Origin of the sequence: uncultured Modestobacter sp., from assembly GCF_947486615.1 — a bacterium.
GTDB lineage: Bacteria > Actinomycetota > Actinomycetes > Mycobacteriales > Geodermatophilaceae > Modestobacter.
This window is the reverse complement of sequence record NZ_CANKUD010000001.1, coordinates 490,784-509,994: the sequence shown is the minus strand read 5'-3', so window position 1 is coordinate 509,994 and position 19,211 is coordinate 490,784. Positions and strand designations below refer to the sequence as shown.

Sequence of the window (19,211 nt, the reverse complement as noted above, 5' to 3'; positions counted from 1 at the left end):
CCGGTTGTCGGAGGTGTTGGAGCCGGCGGGGTTCTCTGACGCTGGTCTGGCTGATGAGCTGGCCTCGATCGGGGACGTGCGGGCGCAGTTGGCGGCGTATGAGGCGGCGGTGGTGGCGGAGTTGGCCCGCCGTCGTCCGGTGGAGTCGGATCTGACCGAGGAGGAGCCCGGGCACGGGGTGGCGGGCTGGGTGCCGGATCGGGTGCCGGTGGGGGTGAGCGAGTTCCTTGCCGATGAGCTGGCCGTGATCGGCGGGGTGTCGCGGACGGCGGCGACGGTGCTGGCTGAGCGGTCGCTGGTGCTGGTGCGCGAGCTGCCGGCGACGTGGGCTGCGTTGGCCGATTCGTTGATCGACCCGCCGCGGGCGAATGCGATCGTCAAGGCGTTGGGTGGGCAGTCGGTGGATGCCGGTGGGGTGGTCGCGCCGGGTGTGGTGGCGGAGGTGGAGGCGCAGGCGCTGGGATGGGCGCGGGCGGGGGAGACCCCGCGTCGGCTGCAGGAGCGGGCGGCGGCGGCGTTGATCGCGGTGGATGAGGCGGCGGCGGATCGGCGGCGGAAGAAGGCCGAGCGGCTGGCCGACGTGGTGGTGCGCGGGCTCCCGGACGGGATGTCGGAGCTGACCGCGACGCTGCCGGCTCCGGTGGCCGCGGCATGCCGCGAGGCGGTGGACTGCTACGCCCGGATGGCGAAGGCCGACGGTGACGCGCGGCCGGTCGGGCAGCTGCGCACCCAGGTGATGGCGGATCTGATCCTGCGCCCCTGGGACACATCCCGGGAACCGGTCACCGCGCACCTGACCGTCCTCGCGCCCCTGCCAGGGCTCCCCACCGGCCCGACTGCGTCTGGCGGCCCGACTGCGCCCGCCGGCCCGACTGCGCCCGCCGGCCCGACTGCGCCTGGCGGCACGATTGCGCCCGGCGGCACGATTGCGCCCGGTGGCACGGCTGCGTATGCCGGCCCGGCCGCCTACGACGATGCGGATGCTGCGACGGTAGATGGGGCGCCTATCACCGCCGCCCAGCTGCGGGAACTGCTCGAGCAGCTGGACGCGCTCTGTCCGGGTGGGTTGCAGGCCCCGGCCGGTGGCACCTTGGGCATCTCGCTGGTCGATCCGGTCACCGGCGCACTCCGCGCGACCGTCAGCCGCCCAGAACTCGAACGGCTGGTCCGCCGCGGCTGCCCCGCCCACCCGCCGCCATCGACCACGGATCCGCTCATCGATCGGGGCAGGAGACTCGGTCCAGGACCTGGAGTCGGCGCGGCCAGCCCAACGGCGACGGGCACCGACTGCGGGTGCGCCGTGCTGGACCGTCCACCACCAGTGGACCGGTACACGCCCACGCCGGCGCAGCGCCGGTTCGTCCAGGCCCGCGACCGCACCTGTCGGCATCCCGGCTGCCGCCGGCCGGCCGCCCGCACGGACCTGGACCACGTGTGTGCCCACCGCGACGGCGGCGCCACCGACTGCACCAACCTGTGCTGCCTGTGCCGCCGCCACCACCGGCTCAAGACCCACGCCCCGGGCTGGCGGTACCGGATGACCCCCGACGGCACCCTGCACGTCACCACGCCCTCCGGTGTCACCCGCACCACCCGGCCACCCGGCCTCCGACTCCCCGCCCTCGCCCAGCTGATCGGCACCGGGACACCACCGGACGCCGACGACCCGCCACCGTTCTGACCGGCTCGCCGCAGGCTGCCGACACGGTCCTTCGGCCCGGTCGGGGCTCCGAGCAGTCGACAGCACCTGTCACCGTCGAGACCAACGATGCGGGTGTGACTGGTGTGGCGATCGGCCGGCTGGGGCTGCCGTCGAGTCGCAGCGGGGTCAGCCTCTGCCGATAAGAGCAGCGTGACCCGTCATCACCTGGCAGAGGGCTCGTCGCGGAGCCCGCAGTGGTTCGACTCGGCGCACCAGGCCGACATCCTCGCCGCGTTCGACAGTCAGCTGGCTGCCGGGCTGCACGACCGTGGTCCGCACAGCCCGCGACCGGAGCGGGTGCGTGAGCTCGGCCAGCTGGCCGCGGCGAGCGCCCTCCCGGCCCGCGCCGCGCTGCTCCGCTGGGGTGCGCTGCCCGGATCGGTCCGCGCGCACCTGCTGACCAGCTGGTACGGCACCCCGATCGCCCGGAGCTCGGCCGCCTGAGTCGCCACCGGCGGCCTCCGGGCCATCGGGGTCAGTGCCGGCCCTACGTGTTGGCTGCCGGACCCGGCGCCGCAGCCGGCGCCGACTGCGGGCGCTCGTCTCAAGGGCGGGGCACGTTGCGCAGGTTGGCGCGCGCCAGGTCGATCATCTTGCCGACGCCGCCGCCCAGCACCATCTTCGACGCCGAGGTTGCGAACCCGCGGATCTGCTCACCGGTGATCGCCGGCGGGATGGACAGCGCGTTCGCGTCGGTCACGAACTCCATCAGCACCGGCCCCGGCCGGGAGAGTCCCTCGGCCAGCGTGTCCCGCACCGCGGCCGGGTCCTCCACCCGCATCGACGGGATGCCCACCGCCGCCGCGATCGCGGCGAAGTCCGTCGGCTCGTGGTCGGTCTCGAAGTCCGGGATGCCGTCGACCAGCATCTCCAGCTTCACCATGCCCAGCGAGGCGTTGTTGAACAGCACGATCTTCACCGGCAGCCGGTGCAGCCGCACCGTGATCAGCTCACCGAGCAGCATCGCCAGCCCGCCGTCCCCGGACATCGACACCACCTGCCGGCCGCGGTCGGCGAACTGCGCGCCCACCGCGTGCGGCAGCGCGTTCGCCATCGACCCGTGCCGGAACGAACCGATCACCCGTCGCCGTCCGTTCGGGGTCAGGTAGCGCGCCGCCCACACGTTGCACATCCCCGTGTCGACGGTGAACACGGCGTCGTCCGCAGCCAGGTCGTCCAGCTGCGCGGCCACGTACTCGGGGTGGATCGGGCGCATCTTCTCCACCCGGTCCGTGTAGGCGTCCACCACCTTCTCCAGCGACTCGGCGTGCTCGCCCAGCATCTGGTCCAGGAAGCTGCGGTCGGTCTTGCGCTGCAACAGCGGCAGCAGCGCCCGGATGGTCTCCCCGACGTCCCCGTGCACGGCCACCTCGATCGGGGTGCGCCGGCCCAGGTGTGCGGCGTCGGCGTCCACCTGCACCGTCCGTGCCTGCGGCAGGAAGTTGACGTAGGGGAAGTCCGTGCCCAGCAGCACCAGCAGGTCGGCCTCGTGCGTCGCCTTGTGCGCGGCCCCGTAGCCGAGCAACCCGCTCATCCCGACGTCGTAGGGGTTGTCGTACTGGATGACCTCCTTGCCGCCCAGCGCGTGCCCCACCGGCGCCAGCACGTGCCCGGCCAGCTCCATCACCTCGTCGTGCGCGCCCGCGCACCCGGCACCGCAGAACAGCGTGACCGTGCCCGCGGCGTTGATCGCGTCCGCCAGCGCCTGCACCTGCTCGGCCGGCGGCCGCACCGGGGAGGGCGCGGACACCATCGCGCTGGGCACGGTCGGCCCCCCGGACTCCTCCGCGGCCAGGTCACCGGGCAGCACGACGACCGAGACGCCGCGACTGCCGATCGCGGTCTGGATCGCCACCCGCAGGTTGTGCGGCATCTGCTTCGGGGTGACCACCTCGCACCAGTGCGAGCACTCCTGGAACATCCGCTCGGGATGGGTCTCCTGGAAGAACGCCATCCCGATCTCCTGGGACTGGATGTGCGAGGCGATCGCCAGCACCGGCGCGCCGCTGCGGTGCGCGTCGAACAGGCCCTGCACCAGGTGCGTGTTGCCCGGCCCGCACGAGCCCGCGCAAACAGCGAGCTTCCCGGTGACCTGCGCCTCGGCCGCGGCGGCGAACGCGCCGCCCTCCTCGTTGGCGACGTGCACCCACTCGATCCCGTCGGTGTGCCGGACGGCGTCGACGATCGGGTTCAGGCTGTCGCCCACCACCCCGTAGATCCGTTCGACGCCGGCGTCCCGGAGCATCTCGACGAGCTGCCGGGCAACGGTGGGGTGGGCCATGGGGACTCCTCAGCTCGGCGGTGGTCGTTCACTGCCCTCCTACCCGACGGAGGTGTCCCAACCCTGGGAGCTCAGTCCCAGATCTCGCCGCACGCTGCGCACCGGCCGTCCGCCGTTCGCTCGGTCAGCCGGCCGCAGACGGGGCACACCTGGTCCAGCCAGCACGCCGGGTCGCCACCCTCCGGCTCGGGCGGGGAGCGGTCGGGTTCCTGGTCCACCGCGGTCAGTCCCCCTCCTGCGGGGCGAATCGGGCGAGCGCGTCGACCGACGGGCACGTGTAGTACGCCCCGCTCAGCGGCGTGAGGTAGCTGGTGAGCCCGTCCCGGATGCCGTCGGTCGCCCCGGCCATCCGGCGGAGCATCTCGTGCAGCCGCCAGCGGTCCTGGGCGAAGCCGACGAACGCCGTCCCGTGGTCGGTGACGCCGCCGTAGGCGACGTTGCGCCGGAAGACCTGCTTCTCCTCGCCGTCCACCTCCAGGGTGGTGCGGGCGACGTGCGCGCTGGGCAGCATCACATCGGCGGGCAGCTCCACGCTGTCGGGCTTGGTGCGGCCCATGTTCATCTCCTGGCCGTACGTGCCGAGCGACTCCCAGGTCGCGCTGTCGTGCCGCCACACCTGGTAGAGCACGATGCTCGCCCCGGCGCCGGGCGCCCCGTCGGGCACGGCAGCCACGCGGGCGGCGGTCAGCAGCGAGGGGTTCTCCGTGCCGTCGACGAAGCCGGTCAGGTCGCGGTCGTGCCGGTACAGCCAGCCGGTGACCTCGGTGGCCACGGCGGCTGTCCCGGACAGCGCGGCCAGCACCGCGCGGGCGTTGTCGAACACCGCCGTCCGGTTGCCGCCGGCGACCCACACCCAGGCGTCGTGCTGGGTGGCGGGCATCCGGTAGCGCCCGGCGCCGACGACGTCCTCGGCGAACCCGGCCGCGTCGGCCGGGGAGTCGGCGGGAGCGACCGAGGCCCAGAGCTCGGGACGGAAGCCGACGACGAGGTTGACCCCGCCGGTCGACGACAGCGGCCCGGTGAGCCCGGCCACCCCGCGGACGAGGTCCTCCGCGGTGCGGCCGGGCTCGAGGTCGAGCTCCAGGTAGCAGTGCTCGGGGGTGCCGAGGGCGTAGATGCCGGGCTGCGAGCTCACGCCCGACACCCTGCCCGACGCCCTGCCCGTCGACCTCGTGGCGCTGCTGTCAGTCGGAGGTCGGCGGCTCGTCCTTGCCGGCCTCCTCGAGGGCGTCGGCCTCCTCCTTGGTCTTGTGCACCGCCTTGTCGGCGTGCTCCGGCGGGCCGTAGACGGTGTAGAGCACCAGCGGGTTGACCCCGTCGTTGACGAAGTTGTGCTTCTTCCCGGCCGGGACCACGACCAGGTCGCCCTGGGCGACCTTCTTCTCCTGGCCGCCGACCTTGGCCTTGGCGGTCCCGCTGACGAAGGTGAGGATCTGGTCGACCTCGTGCACCTCCTCGCCGATCTCCCCGCCCGGCGGGATCGTCATGATCACCAGCTGGGTGTGCTCGCCGGTCCACAGCACCCGACGGAAGTCGGCGCTCTGCTCGGCGACGGTGGCGATGGTGAAGTGCTCCATGGCTGCCGTTCCTCCTCGATCACTCGTTGCGCTGCCGGCGCGTGCCGGCTCATGATCATTCAAGGCCAGACCGGCCCACGGCGCGATCCGAGACCCCTGGTCGCCGGGTGGCGCGGGGAGCAGACTGCGCCGGCGGGCTCACCGGGGTGCCCGGGTCAGCAGCGTGGACGACGGAGGAGCACCAGATGCGCAGCCAGCACGACGGCACCGACCCGCAGACCCTCGCGTCGGTCTCCGACACCCTCGAGGTGGAGACCGACGACGACGCGGCCGGCTTCTCACCGGCCGACCGCCCCTGGGCCTCGGACGACTGGGGCACCACCGAGCGCGAGGAGGAGGCCGGCGAGAGCCTGTCCGGCCGGCTGGCCCGCGAGCTCCCGGACGGCAGACGGGACGACGGGGACGGGCTGGGCGACGCCAGCGACACCGACGGCGAGCTGCTCGACGACGAGGTCGGCGACGACCGGGCCGGCCGGCTGGCCGACGGGAACACCTCCGACGACGGGGGCCTGACCGACCGCGAGGCGGAGCTGTACGCCGAGGACGAGGGGGTGGACGGCGGTGCGGCGTCGGCCGAGGAGGCCGCCGTCCACGTCGTCCGGGACTGACCCGGTCAGGGGAACCGCCGGTCCGGTCGCGCCGTTCGCCACGGCAGTAGGACAGGCTGTGCGGAGCAGACGGCGTCCTGGTGCCACCGGGACCGAGGAACAGGAGACGGCGTTGACGGACCAGCCAGGCGGAGCGGTGCACTCGGGTGATCTGGACGAGGCGGCGGCGGAGCTGACCGCCGCGGACGGCGACGTGTCCACCCGCGCGGTCGTCCGGGGCGGCGTGGTCGTCGGCCACGACGGTTCCGACTGCGCCCAGCAGGCGCTGCAGTGGGCCGCCGCGCTGGCCGAGCGCGCTTCGTGGCCGCTGCACGTCGTCCGTGCCTGGCGGATCGCCACCGCCCCCCAGCCGGCCAGCTGGGAGCCCGGCTACGTGCCGCCGATGCGGGAGTACGAGCAGGCGGTGCAGGCCGACCTGGAGGCCGACGTGCGTCATGCGCTCGGCGCCGACCGGGCCGCCTCCGCCACCTGTCACGTGGTGCACGCCGCGCCGGTGCGCACCCTGATCGAGGCGGCCGAGGGCGCCGACGTCCTGGTCGTGGGGGCCCGCGGCCGCGGCGGCTTCGCCGGCCTGCTGCTCGGGTCGGTCAGCGACCAGGTCACCCACCACGCGCCCTGCCCGGTGACCGTGGTGCGCACCGACCGCGAGCACTGAGCCGGTGCCGGTGCCGGACCAGCCCACCCGGATCACCTCGGACTTCCTCCGGGCGCACACCCGGCTCGCCCGGCCGACGCTCGTGCCCGAGGTGCAGCTGCACGTCGCCGACGACGTCGTCGCGCTGTGGGAGGCGATGGAGACCGAGGGCGGGGGAGCGGGGCAGGACCCGCCGTTCTGGGCCGCGGCCTGGCCCGGCGGGCAGGCGCTGGCCCGGCACGTCCTCGACCACCCCGTGCTGGTCGCCGGCCGGCGGGTGCTCGACCTGGGCGCCGGCAGCGGGCTGGTCGCGGTCGCCGCACTGCTGGCCGGCGCCGCCTCGGTGCTGGCCAGCGACGTCGATCCGTACTCGCACGCCGCGGTCGCGCTGAACGCCGAGGTGAACGGGGTCTCCGGCATCGAGATCGCCGGTGACGTGCTGGACGAGGAGCCCGCCGTGGACGTCGTCCTGGCCGGGGACGTCTGCTACGACCGCGAGATGACCGCCCGGGTGCTGCCCTTCCTCGGTGCGGCCTGGCTGCGCGGGGCGACCGTGCTGCTCGGCGACCCGGGCCGGGCCTACGTGCCCAAGGAGGGCCTGCTCGCCCAGGCCGAGTACGACGTCCCGGACGCGGACGGCGGCCAGGTGCGCCGGACGACGGTGTGGCGCCTGCCCTGAGCCGGCCGACCCACCCGTCACACGGGTCACACGAGGCGTTCCACACCTCGCCGTCCTGGGCAACGCGTGTCAGGTCACGACGAAATCCGGCCCCGAGCATTGTCACGCCCCGGTAACGGCCTCTACGTTGGCCAGGTCCGGTCGGACGTCAGGTCCCCAGCCGGGGAGCCCGCACCGGATGCCGCCGAGTCGTTGCGTGCAGGAGTCGCTGCCCGCAGTGAGCCGGGGACCCACCGCACCACTGGGGTGAATCCCGTCCGGGCACGTGCCCGGCCGGGTAGGGCGACTTCCCGCCCGAACCCGTCAGCTGACCCGGTAGGCGGCCACGGAAGACCCACGGAGCCCTTCTCTCAATGTCCCGTCGCACCACCGCGCACACGTCGTCCTCGCCGGAACCGGTCACCGAGGTCCTCGCACCGGCCGCCGAGCTGCCGACCGAGGTCCTGGCGGTCCCGTCGGGCAGCGCACCCCGCCGCCGGCTGACCCCGGGCGGGCTGCGTCGTCCGACCCTGTACCTGTCGGTCGCCGCGGCCGGCGCGATCGCGGTCAACGTCGTCCTCGGCGGTGGGCCGGACGCCCAGGCCGAGCCCGCCGCGCAGTCGGTGGTCATCGCCGACCGGCTCGGGCTGAGCTCGCAGCAGACCGAGACCGCGGTCGCCGACGGCGCGCTCACCGAGCGGCTGGGCGAGATGGCTGCCAACCGCAGCCAGCGGGAGGCCGAGCAGGTCGCCGCCGCCCAGGCCCAGGCCGCCGCCGACCAGGCCGCGCTCGAGGCGAAGGCCGCCGAGGAGGCGCGGCTGGCCGCCGAGGCGAAGGCCGCCGAGGAGGCCCGGCTCGCTGCCGAGGCAAAGGCCGCCGAGGAAGCGCGCGCCGCCGAGCAGGCCGCCGCCGCGGCTGCAGCGGCCGCCGCAAAGCCCGCCGCACCCGAGCCCGCCGCACCCAAGCCCGCCGCCGCGGCGTCATCGGGCAGTGGCTCCTTCCAGGACTACGCGCTGGGCAAGCTCGGTGGGGACACCAGCGAGTTCTCCTGCCTGGAGAGCCTGTGGGGCAAGGAGAGCGGCTGGAACCCCGACGCGCAGAACCCCCGCAGCACCGCCTACGGCATCCCGCAGTTCCTGGACTCCACGTGGGCCGGCACCGGGATCGCCAAGACCTCCGACGGCTACCGGCAGATCGACGCCGGGCTGATCTACATCGACAACCGCTACGGCTCGCCGTGCGGCGCCTGGTCGCACTCGCAGTCCACCGGCTGGTACTAGGGCGGTCACCTGGGTGAGAGCCCAGGTCACGACGACATGAGTGAGGCTCCGCCCGATTCGGGTGGGGCCTCACTCATGTCCCCCAGGGGGACGGCGGCGGCGCGGGGTCGCTGCGCCGGGTCACGGGAGCAGCCCCGGTTGCGGCCGGTGCACCGGGGGTCCACCTGGGGTACCGGGCGCCTGTCCGTCCGGCTCGTCCTGCGCCACCTGCGGTGGATCCCTGAGGCCGGTCGCGGGGGAGAAGCTGCTGCCATGCTGCCGATGACCCTCGCCGAGATCGCCGCGACCGTGGGTGGGCGGATCGACGGCGACCCCGCCGTCCTGGTGACCGGCCCCGCCTACCTGGACAGCCGCCGACCGGTGGACGGCGGGCTCTTCGTCGCCCTCACCGGTGCCCGGGTGGACGGGCACGACCACGCCTCCGCAGCGCACGCCGTGCTCGGCACGCGGCCCACCGGCCGGCCCGCGGTGCTGGTCACCGACGCCGTGGTCGCGCTGGGCCGGCTGGCGCGGCACGTCGTCGCGACGGTGCGGCCGCGGGTCGCGGTGGTGACCGGCTCGCACGGCAAGACGACGACCAAGGACCTGCTCGCGGGCCTGCTGCCCGGCGCGGTGGCCACCGAGGGCAACCTGAACAACGAGCTGGGGGTGCCGCTGACCTGCCTGCGCCTGCACCGGGGGGACCGTGACCTGGTGCTGGAGGCGGGAGCCCGGGGCGTGGGGCACCTGTCCTACCTCGCCGACCTGGCCCGTCCGCACATCGCGTGCGTCACCGGTCTGGGGTCGGCGCACCTGGGGGCCTTCGGCTCAGCTGCCCTGCTCGCCGAGGCCAAGGGGGAACTGGTCGAGGCACTGCCCGCCGGCGGGGTGGCGGTCCTGCCGGCAGAGGAGCCCCGCGCAGCGGCGATGGCGGCACGCACCCAGGCCGACGTGCTGACCTTCGGCCGCGACCGGGGCGAGGTGTCGGCCGGTGAGGTCACCCTCGACGACCTGGCCCGCCCGGCCTTCCTGCTACGCCACGACGGACGGACCGCCCCGGTGCGGCTCGCCCTCGTCGGCGTCCACGCGGTGCACAGCGCCCTGGCCGCCGCGGCCTGCGCCCTCGCCGCGGGGCAGGCGCTGGAGGACGTCGCCCATCGGCTGACCGACGCCCGGCCCGGGGCGGCGCACCGCCTGCAGCCGCGCCGCCGTGCCGACGGGCTGCTCGTCCTGGACGACACGTACAACGCCAACCCCGAGGCCGCTCTCGTCGCGCTGCAGGCGCTGGCCCACGTGGCCCGGCAGCGAGGTGGACGGGCGGTGGCGGTGCTGGGCCCCATGCACGAGCTGGGGCCCAGCTCGGCGGCCGCCCACGCCGCGGTCGGGCGCGCCGCGCGCTCGCTGGGGGTGGCCGTCCTCGGCGTCGGCGCCGGAGCCGACGGCTACGGCGGTGAGTGGGTGGCCGACCAGGACGGCGCGACGGCCCGGCTGCAGCACGTCGGGTCCACCGACACGGTCCTGGTCAAGGCGTCCCGCAGCGTGCGGCTCGACCTGCTGGTCGAGGAACTCCTGCGGGACGCCGGCTGAGTCGTTGCTCGGGACCGCCCAGGGGCCGGTCGACCCCCGGTGCCCGGCGCGTCAGGGGCGGGTCACTCGAGGAGCAGCCCCACGACCGCATGTCCGGCTGCCCCGGCGACGAGGGCCGGCACCAGCCACCGCGCGAGAGCGGGGTACTGGCGCCGGTGCCACCCGAGGCCGACCGCCAGGAGCAGGGCGATGGTGCCGAACAGCCACGCTGACGAGGTGTAGCCCAGCCGGAAGTGGTACGCGACCACGGCCTCACTCGCATACGCCGCGACCAGCAGCGCCGCACCCAGACCGGCCGGCGCCGCGCGCCGCCAGGCGTGGCCCGCTGCCCCGAAGACCGGGCCACCCACGACCGCGCACAGCGACCAGAAGACGACGTAGGTCATCGAGACGCCGAAGCCGCGCAGGTCTGCGGTGACGTAGTAGGCGACGACCTCGAGCGCGGTCGCGGCGACCCCCGCCAGCACCGCGGTCGAGAGCCGCGCCTGCAGGGCGCCCGCGACGAAGGCGGTCGTCACCCACGGGCTCGCGGCGTTGACCAGCGCCAGCCACGGGTAGTCCAGGTGTGCCTGCAGCAGCGACGTGAGCACACCGACGACGACTCCCAGGCCGAGGGCGAGGAGCACCGGACCGAGGCGGCGTCGTCGTTGCAACGAGTAACTCCCGGGATGAGTCAGCGCCTGCATGAGGCGAACGTAGTGAGCTGCCGCCCTCGTGGGGCCCCGCATGTGCGGGACACGCCCTGCGGGCGGCGGCTGTGGGGCGGGTGTCGACAGGAGTGGTCGAGCCAGCGGACGAGCCGGTGCTCGGCTGCCCCGCGGGTCGCGCGACGTCGTGCGCGGGCTCGCGTGGACGGCTCAGACGAGGTCGTGCGCGTGGGCGAAGACGACGATCTGCACCCGGTCCCGGAGGGCGAGCTTGCGCAGGATCGCCCCGACGTGGGTCTTGACGGTGGACTCCGAGAGGAAGACCTGGCCGGCGATCTCGGCGTTGGACAGCCCGTGGGCGACGGCGGCGAACACCTCCCGCTCCTTGTCGGTGAGGCCGAGGTAGGCGGCCGGCGCCGGCGACCGGGCCGTGAGGTGGCTGTTCAGCAGCGTGCCGAGGTCAGCCGGGGCAAGGACGGCGTTGCCGGTGTGCACGGTGCGGATCGCATCCCGCAGCCGGGCCGGGGTGGTGTCCTTGAGCAGGAACCCGCTGGCGCCGTGGCGGATCGCCGTGGCGGCGCGGTCGTCGAGGTCGAAGGTCGTCAGCACCACCACGCGCACCGGCCGGGCACGCCGGACCACCCGCTCGGGGTCGAAGAGGCGGCGGGTCGCCTCCACCCCGTCCAGCTCCGGCATCCGGATGTCCATCAGCACGACGTCGGGTTCGAGTTCGTCGACCAGCCGGACCGCCTCGTGCCCGTCCCCGGCGACGCCGACGACGTGCATGCCCTCCTGGGCGTCCACGATCACCCGGACGCCCTCGCGGAAGAGCTCCTGGTCGTCCGCCAGCAGCACCCGGATGCTGCCGGCTCCGTCGACGGCCGCGGTCATCGGCGGACCGGCAGCCACGCCGTGGCGGTGAACGAGGTGGGCGCGACGACCACGTGCAGCCGCCCGCCGACCGACGTCAGCCGGTCGCGCATCCCGGGCAGGCCCCGCCCCCCGTGCTCCCTGGCGCCATGCTCCCTGGCGCCGTCCTGCGTGGCGCCGTCCTGCGTGGCGCCGTCCTGCGTGGCGCCGTCCTGCTCCGCGGGCGACGTCGTCCCGACCACCTCGTTCACCACCTGGATCCTCAGCTCCTCGCCCCATGCCCGGTCCACGACGACGGGGGTGTCCCGCCGTCCGTGCCGGATGGCGTTGGTCAGCATCTCCTGCAGCACCCGGTAGGCGACCTGGGCCAGTTCAGGAGGCAGCGGTTGCGGCCGGCCGGACTCGGTCGCGACGACCTGCTGGCCGCTGCGGCGGGCCCCCTCCAGCAGCTCCTCCAGCGAGCGGGAGCGGTAGGCCGTCGCCCCGGTGGCGTCTGCCGGGGCCAGCACCGCGCGCACGTCCTGCAGCGAGGACCGGGCGGACGTGGCGATGGTCGCCAGGGTCTGCTTGAGCCGCGCCGGGTCGTCGTCCGGGAGGTACTGGCCCGACTCGGCCTGCGCCAGGACGACCGCCAGCGAGTGCCCGACGACGTCGTGCACGTCGGCGGCCAGCCGGGCCTGCTCGCTGCGCAGCCGGGCGATCTCCGCGGTCTGCGCCTCGCGTTCCTCCGCCGCCAGCTGAGCGGCCCGGGAGGCACGCGCCCGGGTCTGGTACCGCACCGCCAGACCGGCCAGCCACGGTGCGCCGAGCAGGAGGAACCCGAGGCCGAGGACGCCGAGCCGCAGAGCGTCCAGCACTCCGGCCAGCGGGTCCAGCAGCACCCCCAGCCGGTCGCCGATGGCCGGTACGTAGCGCCCGCCGTACAGGGCGAGGAAGCCGATCAGGATGCCCAGCGGGACCGAGGCGCCGCTGATCAGCACGGTCGGGGTGCGCCCCCACCGGGCGCCGCCGTAGAACACCAGCGCCAGCGCCAGCTGGACCAGCAGCGGAGGGAGACCGGCCAGCAGCTGCCACGTGCCGATCAGCCAGACCAGGGCCAGAGCTGCGGCCGGCGCCCGCCGGGAGAGTGCCACGGCCGCCGCAGTGACCAGGGCCAGGACGGCCAGCTCCGGGCCGAAGCCGGGCAGTGCGGTGTCCGACCGGGCGACCTCCAGCAGGCCGAAGACGGCGACCACCAGGCCGACCGCCCCCTCGGGGCCGACCTCCCGCAGCCGGGCAGATGCCGACGTGCTCACCCGATGACCCTGCTGCGCAGCCGGCCCAGGGGGCGCTCGACCCACCGCCAGCTGGCTGCCGCGGCGAGCACCGTCAGCACCGCCGCGAGCGTCTCGCCCCACGGGACCGGGCGCAGCCACAGCGTCAGCGGGTAGTTCCAGAGGTAGGCGCTGTAGGAGACGGTGCCCAGGCGCACCAGCCAGGTCAGCGGCACCGGTCGCACCTCCGTCCACGACGTCCAGGCCAGCAGCAGCACGACGGTCAGCCCGGCGATCACCGGCCCACCCACCAGGTAGGTGAGCGAGTGCCCGCGTAAGGGGATCACGGACAGCGCGCCCAGGGCGAGCAACGCGGCCGGTACCGCTGCCCGCGGGATGCGCAGCCGGTGTCCGTACAGCCGGGACGCCGCGCCGATGACGAAGCACACCGCCCAGGAGGTCGGCAGCGCGTAGGCCACCTCGGGTGCGTCCGCCGACCACACGACGGTGGCCAGCAGCACCGCCCCCGTTCCCGCGGCCGCGGCGCCGACCGCCCGGCCCGGCCGCGCCCGACCGATGCAGAGCACCAGCAGCACCGGCCAGAGCAGGTAGAACTGTTCCTCCGTGGCCAGCGTCCACAGGTGGAACGTCGCCCCGTTCGGGGTGAGGTGCGGCAGGTTGCCGGTCCAGGTGAGGGCGACCAGCAGGTCGCGCGGCAGGGTCGCCCGATCGCCGAGCGGGTCCAGCCACCAGGTCACCACGGTGACCGCGGCCAGGACCACCAGCAGCGGGGGCACGAGCCGCCACGCCCGCCGTGCGTAGAACCGGCGGAGGTCGACCCGACCCGTCCGGGTGTGCTCCTCGGTCAGCAGGCCGGTGATCAGGTGACCGGACAGCGCGAAGAACATGACCACGCCCACGACCCCGGCGCCGGGGAAGACGTCGGGCAGGGCGTGCCGCAGCATCACCAGGCCGACGGCCACGCCACGGAGCAGGTCCAGCCCCTGGACCCGGAGCCGGTGCTCCACCGTCACCTGCGTCATGCCGGCACCGGGGTCCGATCCGGCCGGCCGAGTCCGGCCACGGTCCAGAGGGCGGCGGTCCCGGTGGGAGCCGTCCCGGCGACGGCGTCCCCGATGAGCAGGTCCAGCAGCGCCGGGTAGGGGAGGCCGGCAGCGGCGAACATCCGCGGCACCTGCGACGCAGGCGTGAAGCCCGGCGTGGTGTTGACCTCATTGAGCACCGGCCCCTGCTCGGTCCAGAAGAAGTCGACCCGGGCCACCCCCCGGCAGCCCAGGGCGTCGTACACCGCGACGGCCGCCCGCTCCAAGGTCGCCGCGACGTCCGTGCCGAGGTCTGCAGGCACCCGGAAGTCCGCGGTGCCGCCGTACTTGGTCCCATGGTCGAACAACCCGTCGCACACGATCTCCAGCGCGGGCGAGACGAGTCGGGTGCCGTCGGGCCGGCCGACCACGGCGATGTCGACCTCCCGCCCGACCACCGCCTCCTCGACCAGCACCCTGTCGTCGACGGTGAACGCCGCGGTGAGTGCTGCCGGGAGCTCCTCCGGTGCCCGGACCAGGGACACCCCGTGGCTGGACCCCGCCGCCACCGGCTTCACCACCACCGGGCGGTCCACGGTGTGCCCCGCCGCGGTGGCGGCGGTGAGGAGCACCCCCGGAGCGACCCCCAGGCCCAGGGCGGCGGCGACCAGCTTGGTCACCCACTTGTCCATCGCGACCGCGCCGGCGCCCACGCCGGACCCGACGTAGGGCACGTCGGCGAGGTCGCACAGCGCGGCCAGTGTGCCGTCCTCCCCGGCGGGCCCGTGCACCATCGGCACGACGACATCGCAGCTGCGCAGCGTCGCCACCGCGCCGGCCAGCCCCACCGGGCGGCCCTCCCGCTCCCGCCAGCCGCCGTCCCGGTCGATGGTCAGCCGGACGACGTCGTAGCGGGCGGGGTCCAGGGCTGCGGCGACGGCGGCGGCCGAGGCGAGGGACACCTCGTGCTCGCAACTGCGGCCACCGCCGACGACGGCCACCCGGGTGCGGGTGGTGGAGAGCGGCGAGGTGGTCGGCGCGGTCATCGGGTGCTCCTGGGAGAGGTGGGCGAGGCAGCGGGGGACGGGGCAGTGGTGGGTGGGGTGGTGCGTCGGAGCACTCGCGCCGGCGCGGAGCCGAGGCCGGTGACGACCTCGTGCTCGAGCGTCTGGGACCAGGCGGCCCACTCGGCCGCGGTTGGGGCACCGCCGGCTCCGGTGCCCAGGACGGTGGCGGTCTCCCCGACGGCCACCGTGCGGTCGGGGCCGACGTCGACGACGACCTGGTCCATGGAGATGCGGCCGACCACCGGGCAGCGCCGGCCGGCCAGCAGCACCTCGGCCCGGCCGGAGGCCACCCGCGGCAGCCCGTCGGCGTAGCCGACCGGCAGGAGGGCCAGTGTGGTCGGCTGCGGTGCGACCCAGGTGTGCCCATAGCCGACGCCGGTGCCGGCGGCGACCCGGCGAACGCTGACGACCGGCGCGGTGAGGGTCATCGCCGGGTGCAACGTCGTGCTGCCGGAGGGGTCGATCCCCACCAGGCCGGCGCCGACGCGCACCATCGTGTGGTGGGCCAGCGGGTCGGCCAGGGTCGCCGCGGTCGCGGCGAGGTGCCGGTGCACCGGGCGCAACCCCAGCGCCCGGGCGATGCGCAGCCCGCGGTCGAAGGCCGCCCGGCCGGCGGCGTTGGCCGGGTGGCCGGGCTCGTCGCTGCGCGCCAGGTGGCCCATGACCCCCACCACCCGCAGTTGCCCCCGCGCCTCGGCCAGCCGGGCCGACCGGCACAGCGCCGCCCACTCCTCGGGCGGGGCGCCGTCCCGGGCGAGGCCGGTGTCCAGGTGCAGGTGCACCCGCGCGGGCCGGTCGGGGTAGGCGCCGGCGATGGCGTCGAGGTGGGCGATCGAGGGGACGGCGAGGTCTATGCCGGCCTGGACGGCGGCGGCGAAGTCCGCGCCGAGCGGGTTCAGCCAGCTCAGCAGGGGAGCGGGCAGGCCGGCCTCGCGCAGCGCCAACCCCTCCGACAGGGCGGTGACCCCGAGCCAGGTCGCGCCGTTGTCCAGCGCGGTTCGGGCCACCGCGGCGGCGCCGTGGCCGAAGCCGTCGGCCTTGACCACGGCCATCAGCTCACCCGCCGCGCGAGCGGCCAGCAGGCGGCAGTTGGCCGCCACGGCAGCGAGGTCGACCGACAGCACGGCCGCGGCGGCACCCAGGTCGGTGTCCGGCTGCTGGCGGATGAGCGCCGGCGCGCTCATCGGTCGACCTCGGGCACCGGGCCGTAGAGCCCCGCCGGTGCGCCGGTGGACAGCGCCCAGTACCGGTCGCCGAAGCTCCAGTGCCACCACTCGGTGGGGTAGTTGACCAGACCGGCCTCGCGCAGCACCGACGCGAGCAGCTCGCGGTGCGCCCGGGCCGCCGGGCTGATGTCGGCTGCGTCGGTGAAGCAGCGGCCACCCGACTCCTCGGGGGTGGCGTCGATGGCGGTGCCCAGGTCCAGCTCCGCGCCGGTGCCGGCGTCGGCCAGTGTGAGGTCGACCGCGGCACCGGCCACGTGCGGGGCCACGTCGACAGGGGAGACGAAGCGGCTCACCAGGTGTCGCTGCTCCTCGGCCGAGGCATCCGGGTGTGCCTGGGCGACCGTCGCCGCATAGCCGGAGATGATGGCCCGCTGGCGGGTGACCGGGCGGTGCCCCTCGACGACCTGCAGCCGCACGGCCGGGGGGAGCAGCGCTGCGGCGGTGGCGAGCCGATCGGCCAGTCCGGTGCGCACCCGGGCCCTGGCCGGACCGAACCGGGCGTCGAGGGTGCACAGCCGGTCGTCGCTCCGGGCGAGGGGAACGGCGGCGACGCGGGGGTCGCTGAGCAGGATCACGAGATCACCCTCGGTCTCGACCAGCGTCCTGCGGATCCACCTCGGGTACCGGGTCACTGCCCGCTGGGCTCGTCCTGCGGTACCGGCGGCGGACCCCCGGGTGCCGGGTCGAGGCGCCGGCGCCCCCTGTTCGCCGCCCACCTCGCTGTCTCGGGTCCACCGGTGCGCCGGGCCACCGGACGGGGCCGTCCGCACTCGACGCGACACCTCCCGCCCACCCGGGCGGGGTGATCGGGCACCATCGAGGGGTTGCACCCCGAGAGAGGAGCGTTGAACCGTGGGCAAGCACCGCGCACCCGAGAGTGCCTCGACGGACTTCGACGCCGCCACCACCGCACTGGCCGACGTCACGGGCGACTACACCGTCGACGCCGCGCACACCCGCATCGGCGTCCGCGCCCGGCACGCCATGGTGACCACCGTCCGTGGTGCGTTCACCGAGTTCGCCGGCGCGGCGCACCTGGACACCGCCGACCCCGGTGCCAGCCGGGTCAGCCTGCGGATCGCCACCGCCAGCATCGACACCGGCAACCAGGACCGGGACGGCCACCTCCGCTCCCCGGACTTCCTGGACGTCGAGCAGTACCCCGAGATGCTCTTCAGCTCCACCCACGTCGAGCAGGTCGACGCCGACGTCTACCGGGTCACCGGCGACCTGACCATCAAGGCCGTCACCCGGCCGGTGTCGGTCGACTTCACCCTCACCGGCTCGGCGCTGGACCCCTTCGGCAACACCCGGGTCGGTTTCGAGGGCGCGCTGGCGATCAAGCGCAGCGACTGGGACCTGACCTGGAACGCCGTGCTCGACACCGGCGGGGTGCTGGTCAGCGACCGGATCCAGATCGAGTTCGACGTCTCGGCGATCAAGCAGGGCTGACCCGGCAGCTGTGCGCTGCGCCACGTCCCCGCGGCTAGGGTGGCACTCGGTGCCACGCCCCGGTGCACGCCGGGTCGCGGACGCCCCGGCCGGGCGACGGCGCCCGGCCGGACGGGGCGAGCAGCAGGGGGTCCGCAGGTGGCGAACGCGTGGTTCGAGTCCGTGGCCGAGGCGCAGCGGCGCGCGAAGCGGCGGCTGCCCAAGGGGGTCTACGGGGCGCTGGTCGCCGGTTCCGAGCGCGGGCTCACCGTCGACGACAACACCGCCGCCTTCGCCGAGCTGGGGTTCGCCCCGCACACCGCCGGGCTGAGCAACGAGCGCCGGCTCGGCGTCACGGTGATGGGCCAGCAGGTCTCGATGCCGGTGCTGATCAGTCCCACCGGCGTCCAGGCGGTGCACCCCGACGGCGAGGTCGCCGTCGCCCGGGCCGCCGCGGCCCGGGGAGTGGCGATGGGGCTGTCCTCCTTCGCCAGCAAGCCGGTCGAGGAGGTCGTCGCCGCCAACCCGCAGACCTTCTTCCAGATGTACTGGGTCGGCACCCGCGAGGAGATGCTGGGCCGGATGCAGCGGGCGAAGGACGCCGGGGCGGTCGGCATGATCGCCACGCTCGACTGGTCGTTCGCCTACGGCCGCGACTGGGGCAGCCCGTTCATCCCGGAGAAGATCGACTTCGAGGCCGCGCGGCGGTACGCCCCGCAGGTGCTCGCCCGGCCCCGCTGGCTGCTGGACTTCGCCCGCACCCGGGCGCTCCCCGACCTCACCGTGCCCAACATGGTGGCCACGCCCGGCGAACCGGCGCCCACCTTCTTCGGCGCCTACGGCCAGTGGATGAACTCCCCGATGCCCTCCTGGGACGACGTCGCCTGGCTGAGCGCGCAGTGGGACGGGCCGTTCATGCTCAAGGGCGTCATGCGGGTCGACGACGCGAAGCGCGCCGTGGACGCCGGCGTCTCGGCGATCTCGGTGTCCAACCACGGCGGCAACAACCTGGACGGCACCCCGGCCTCGATCCGCGCCCTGCCGGCGGTGGCCGAGGCGGTCGGTGACCAGGTCGAGGTGCTGCTGGACGGCGGCATCCGCCGGGGCGGGGACGTGGCCAAGGCGCTGGCCCTGGGCGCGAAGGCCGTGATGATCGGCCGGGCCTACCTGTGGGGACTCGCCGCGAACGGCCAGGCCGGCGTGGAGAACGTGCTGGACCTGCTGCGCGACGGGCTGGGCTCGGCGCTGATCGGCCTGGGGCACGAGTCGGTCGACCAGCTGCGGCGCGAGGACGTCGTCGTCCCGCCGGGGTTCGAACGGCGACTGGGTGCCTGATCCCAGGCGTCGGCCGCGGTCCCCGGGGCGGCC

General features: G+C 74.8%; 19 protein-coding genes and 1 riboswitch. Of the genes, 9 read left to right on the top strand and 10 right to left on the bottom strand.

Annotation, left to right across the window (positions count from 1 at the left end):
- Positions 1-76: 76 nt before the first annotated feature.
- Positions 77-1,681 (top strand): HNH endonuclease signature motif containing protein, encoded by a 1,605-nt coding sequence (locus Q1A09_RS02455; RefSeq protein WP_299951694.1) that lies wholly within the window; start codon positions 77-79, stop codon positions 1,679-1,681.
- 171 nt (positions 1,682-1,852) lie between these two features.
- A complete protein-coding gene (locus Q1A09_RS02450; RefSeq protein ID WP_299951692.1) occupies positions 1,853-2,146 on the top strand; it encodes a hypothetical protein in 294 nt (97 codons plus the stop codon).
- Between the two features lie 100 nt (positions 2,147-2,246).
- On the opposite strand, the gene Q1A09_RS02445 is transcribed toward Q1A09_RS02450, so the two are convergent.
- The 3 genes from Q1A09_RS02445 to Q1A09_RS02435 all read right to left on the bottom strand — a co-directional run bounded on the left by Q1A09_RS02445 (position 2,247) and on the right by Q1A09_RS02435 (position 5,560).
- Positions 2,247-3,983, bottom strand: a complete 1,737-nt coding sequence (locus tag Q1A09_RS02445; RefSeq protein ID WP_299951690.1) for a pyruvate dehydrogenase — start codon at positions 3,981-3,983, stop codon at positions 2,247-2,249.
- 223 nt (positions 3,984-4,206) lie between these two features.
- Positions 4,207-5,118: a Dyp-type peroxidase gene (locus Q1A09_RS02440; RefSeq protein WP_299951688.1), complete on the bottom strand. Its 912-nt coding sequence runs from the start codon at positions 5,116-5,118 to the stop codon at positions 4,207-4,209.
- Between the two features lie 49 nt (positions 5,119-5,167).
- Entirely contained in the window at positions 5,168-5,560 is a 393-nt protein-coding gene (locus tag Q1A09_RS02435; RefSeq protein WP_299951686.1) for a cupin domain-containing protein, read from the bottom strand.
- A gap of 185 nt (positions 5,561-5,745) precedes the next feature.
- Between Q1A09_RS02435 and Q1A09_RS02430 the strand changes: the two genes are divergently transcribed.
- The 5 genes from Q1A09_RS02430 (at position 5,746) to murF (ending at position 10,306) form a co-directional block, all read left to right on the top strand.
- Positions 5,746-6,168 (top strand): DUF5709 domain-containing protein, encoded by a 423-nt coding sequence (locus tag Q1A09_RS02430; protein WP_299951684.1) that lies wholly within the window; start codon positions 5,746-5,748, stop codon positions 6,166-6,168.
- 112 nt (positions 6,169-6,280) lie between these two features.
- Positions 6,281-6,823 (top strand): universal stress protein, encoded by a 543-nt coding sequence (locus Q1A09_RS02425; protein ID WP_299951682.1) that lies wholly within the window; start codon positions 6,281-6,283, stop codon positions 6,821-6,823.
- Between the two features lie 4 nt (positions 6,824-6,827).
- On the top strand, positions 6,828-7,481 hold the full coding sequence (locus Q1A09_RS02420; protein ID WP_299951680.1) for a methyltransferase: 654 nt from the start codon (positions 6,828-6,830) through the stop codon (positions 7,479-7,481).
- 172 nt (positions 7,482-7,653) lie between these two features.
- A riboswitch (cyclic di-AMP (ydaO/yuaA leader) is annotated at positions 7,654-7,818 on the top strand.
- A 16-nt stretch (positions 7,819-7,834) separates the two neighbouring features.
- The gene (locus tag Q1A09_RS02415; protein WP_299951678.1) at positions 7,835-8,740 is read left to right on the top strand and encodes a transglycosylase SLT domain-containing protein; all 906 of its coding nucleotides are present in this window, start codon (positions 7,835-7,837) and stop codon (positions 8,738-8,740) included.
- 252 nt (positions 8,741-8,992) lie between these two features.
- On the top strand, positions 8,993-10,306 hold the full coding sequence (gene murF / locus Q1A09_RS02410; protein WP_299951677.1) for a UDP-N-acetylmuramoyl-tripeptide--D-alanyl-D-alanine ligase: 1,314 nt from the start codon (positions 8,993-8,995) through the stop codon (positions 10,304-10,306).
- Between the two features lie 62 nt (positions 10,307-10,368).
- On the opposite strand, the gene Q1A09_RS02405 is transcribed toward murF, so the two are convergent.
- The 7 genes from Q1A09_RS02405 to Q1A09_RS02375 form a co-directional block, all read right to left on the bottom strand.
- On the bottom strand, positions 10,369-10,992 hold the full coding sequence (locus tag Q1A09_RS02405; protein ID WP_299951675.1) for a DUF6518 family protein: 624 nt from the start codon (positions 10,990-10,992) through the stop codon (positions 10,369-10,371).
- A 171-nt stretch (positions 10,993-11,163) separates the two neighbouring features.
- Positions 11,164-11,844 (bottom strand): response regulator transcription factor, encoded by a 681-nt coding sequence (locus tag Q1A09_RS02400; protein ID WP_299951672.1) that lies wholly within the window; start codon positions 11,842-11,844, stop codon positions 11,164-11,166.
- Positions 11,841-13,118 (bottom strand): sensor histidine kinase, encoded by a 1,278-nt coding sequence (locus tag Q1A09_RS02395; protein ID WP_299951670.1) that lies wholly within the window; start codon positions 13,116-13,118, stop codon positions 11,841-11,843. The genes Q1A09_RS02400 and Q1A09_RS02395 overlap by 4 nt, the downstream gene beginning before the upstream one ends.
- The gene (locus tag Q1A09_RS02390) at positions 13,115-14,119 is read right to left on the bottom strand and encodes an acyltransferase (protein ID WP_299951668.1); all 1,005 of its coding nucleotides are present in this window, start codon (positions 14,117-14,119) and stop codon (positions 13,115-13,117) included. The genes Q1A09_RS02395 and Q1A09_RS02390 overlap by 4 nt, the downstream gene beginning before the upstream one ends.
- Positions 14,116-15,165: a D-alanine--D-alanine ligase family protein gene (locus Q1A09_RS02385; protein WP_299951666.1), complete on the bottom strand. Its 1,050-nt coding sequence runs from the start codon at positions 15,163-15,165 to the stop codon at positions 14,116-14,118. The genes Q1A09_RS02390 and Q1A09_RS02385 overlap by 4 nt, the downstream gene beginning before the upstream one ends.
- Positions 15,162-16,370: an alanine racemase gene (gene alr / locus Q1A09_RS02380; RefSeq protein ID WP_299951664.1), complete on the bottom strand. Its 1,209-nt coding sequence runs from the start codon at positions 16,368-16,370 to the stop codon at positions 15,162-15,164. Before alr ends, Q1A09_RS02385 begins: the two co-directional genes overlap by 4 nt.
- A complete protein-coding gene (locus tag Q1A09_RS02375) occupies positions 16,367-16,987 on the bottom strand; it encodes a M15 family metallopeptidase (RefSeq protein WP_299951662.1) in 621 nt (206 codons plus the stop codon). Before Q1A09_RS02375 ends, alr begins: the two co-directional genes overlap by 4 nt.
- A gap of 277 nt (positions 16,988-17,264) precedes the next feature.
- On the opposite strand from Q1A09_RS02375, the gene Q1A09_RS02370 reads away from it, so the two are divergent.
- Entirely contained in the window at positions 17,265-17,864 is a 600-nt protein-coding gene (locus Q1A09_RS02370) for a YceI family protein (protein ID WP_299951660.1), read from the top strand.
- A 138-nt stretch (positions 17,865-18,002) separates the two neighbouring features.
- On the top strand, positions 18,003-19,178 hold the full coding sequence (mftD, locus tag Q1A09_RS02365; protein ID WP_299951658.1) for a pre-mycofactocin synthase MftD: 1,176 nt from the start codon (positions 18,003-18,005) through the stop codon (positions 19,176-19,178).
- Positions 19,179-19,211: the final 33 nt, after the last annotated feature.

Excerpts from the sequence above, each read along its gene's own strand:
- Q1A09_RS02385 (WP_299951666.1), bottom strand. The coding sequence starts at position 15,165 with ATGACCGCGCCGACCACCTCGCCGCTCTCCACCACCCGCACCCGGGTG.
- murF (WP_299951677.1), top strand. The coding sequence starts at position 8,993 with ATGCTGCCGATGACCCTCGCCGAGATCGCCGCGACCGTGGGTGGGCGG.
- Q1A09_RS02445 (WP_299951690.1), bottom strand. The coding sequence starts at position 3,983 with ATGGCCCACCCCACCGTTGCCCGGCAGCTCGTCGAGATGCTCCGGGAC.
- Q1A09_RS02415 (WP_299951678.1), top strand. The coding sequence starts at position 7,835 with ATGTCCCGTCGCACCACCGCGCACACGTCGTCCTCGCCGGAACCGGTC.
- Q1A09_RS02435 (WP_299951686.1), bottom strand. The coding sequence starts at position 5,560 with ATGGAGCACTTCACCATCGCCACCGTCGCCGAGCAGAGCGCCGACTTC.
- Q1A09_RS02390 (WP_299951668.1), bottom strand. The coding sequence starts at position 14,119 with ATGACGCAGGTGACGGTGGAGCACCGGCTCCGGGTCCAGGGGCTGGAC.
- alr (WP_299951664.1), bottom strand. The coding sequence starts at position 16,370 with ATGAGCGCGCCGGCGCTCATCCGCCAGCAGCCGGACACCGACCTGGGT.
- Q1A09_RS02430 (WP_299951684.1), top strand. The coding sequence starts at position 5,746 with ATGCGCAGCCAGCACGACGGCACCGACCCGCAGACCCTCGCGTCGGTC.
- Q1A09_RS02405 (WP_299951675.1), bottom strand. The coding sequence starts at position 10,992 with ATGCAGGCGCTGACTCATCCCGGGAGTTACTCGTTGCAACGACGACGC.
- Q1A09_RS02400 (WP_299951672.1), bottom strand. The coding sequence starts at position 11,844 with ATGACCGCGGCCGTCGACGGAGCCGGCAGCATCCGGGTGCTGCTGGCG.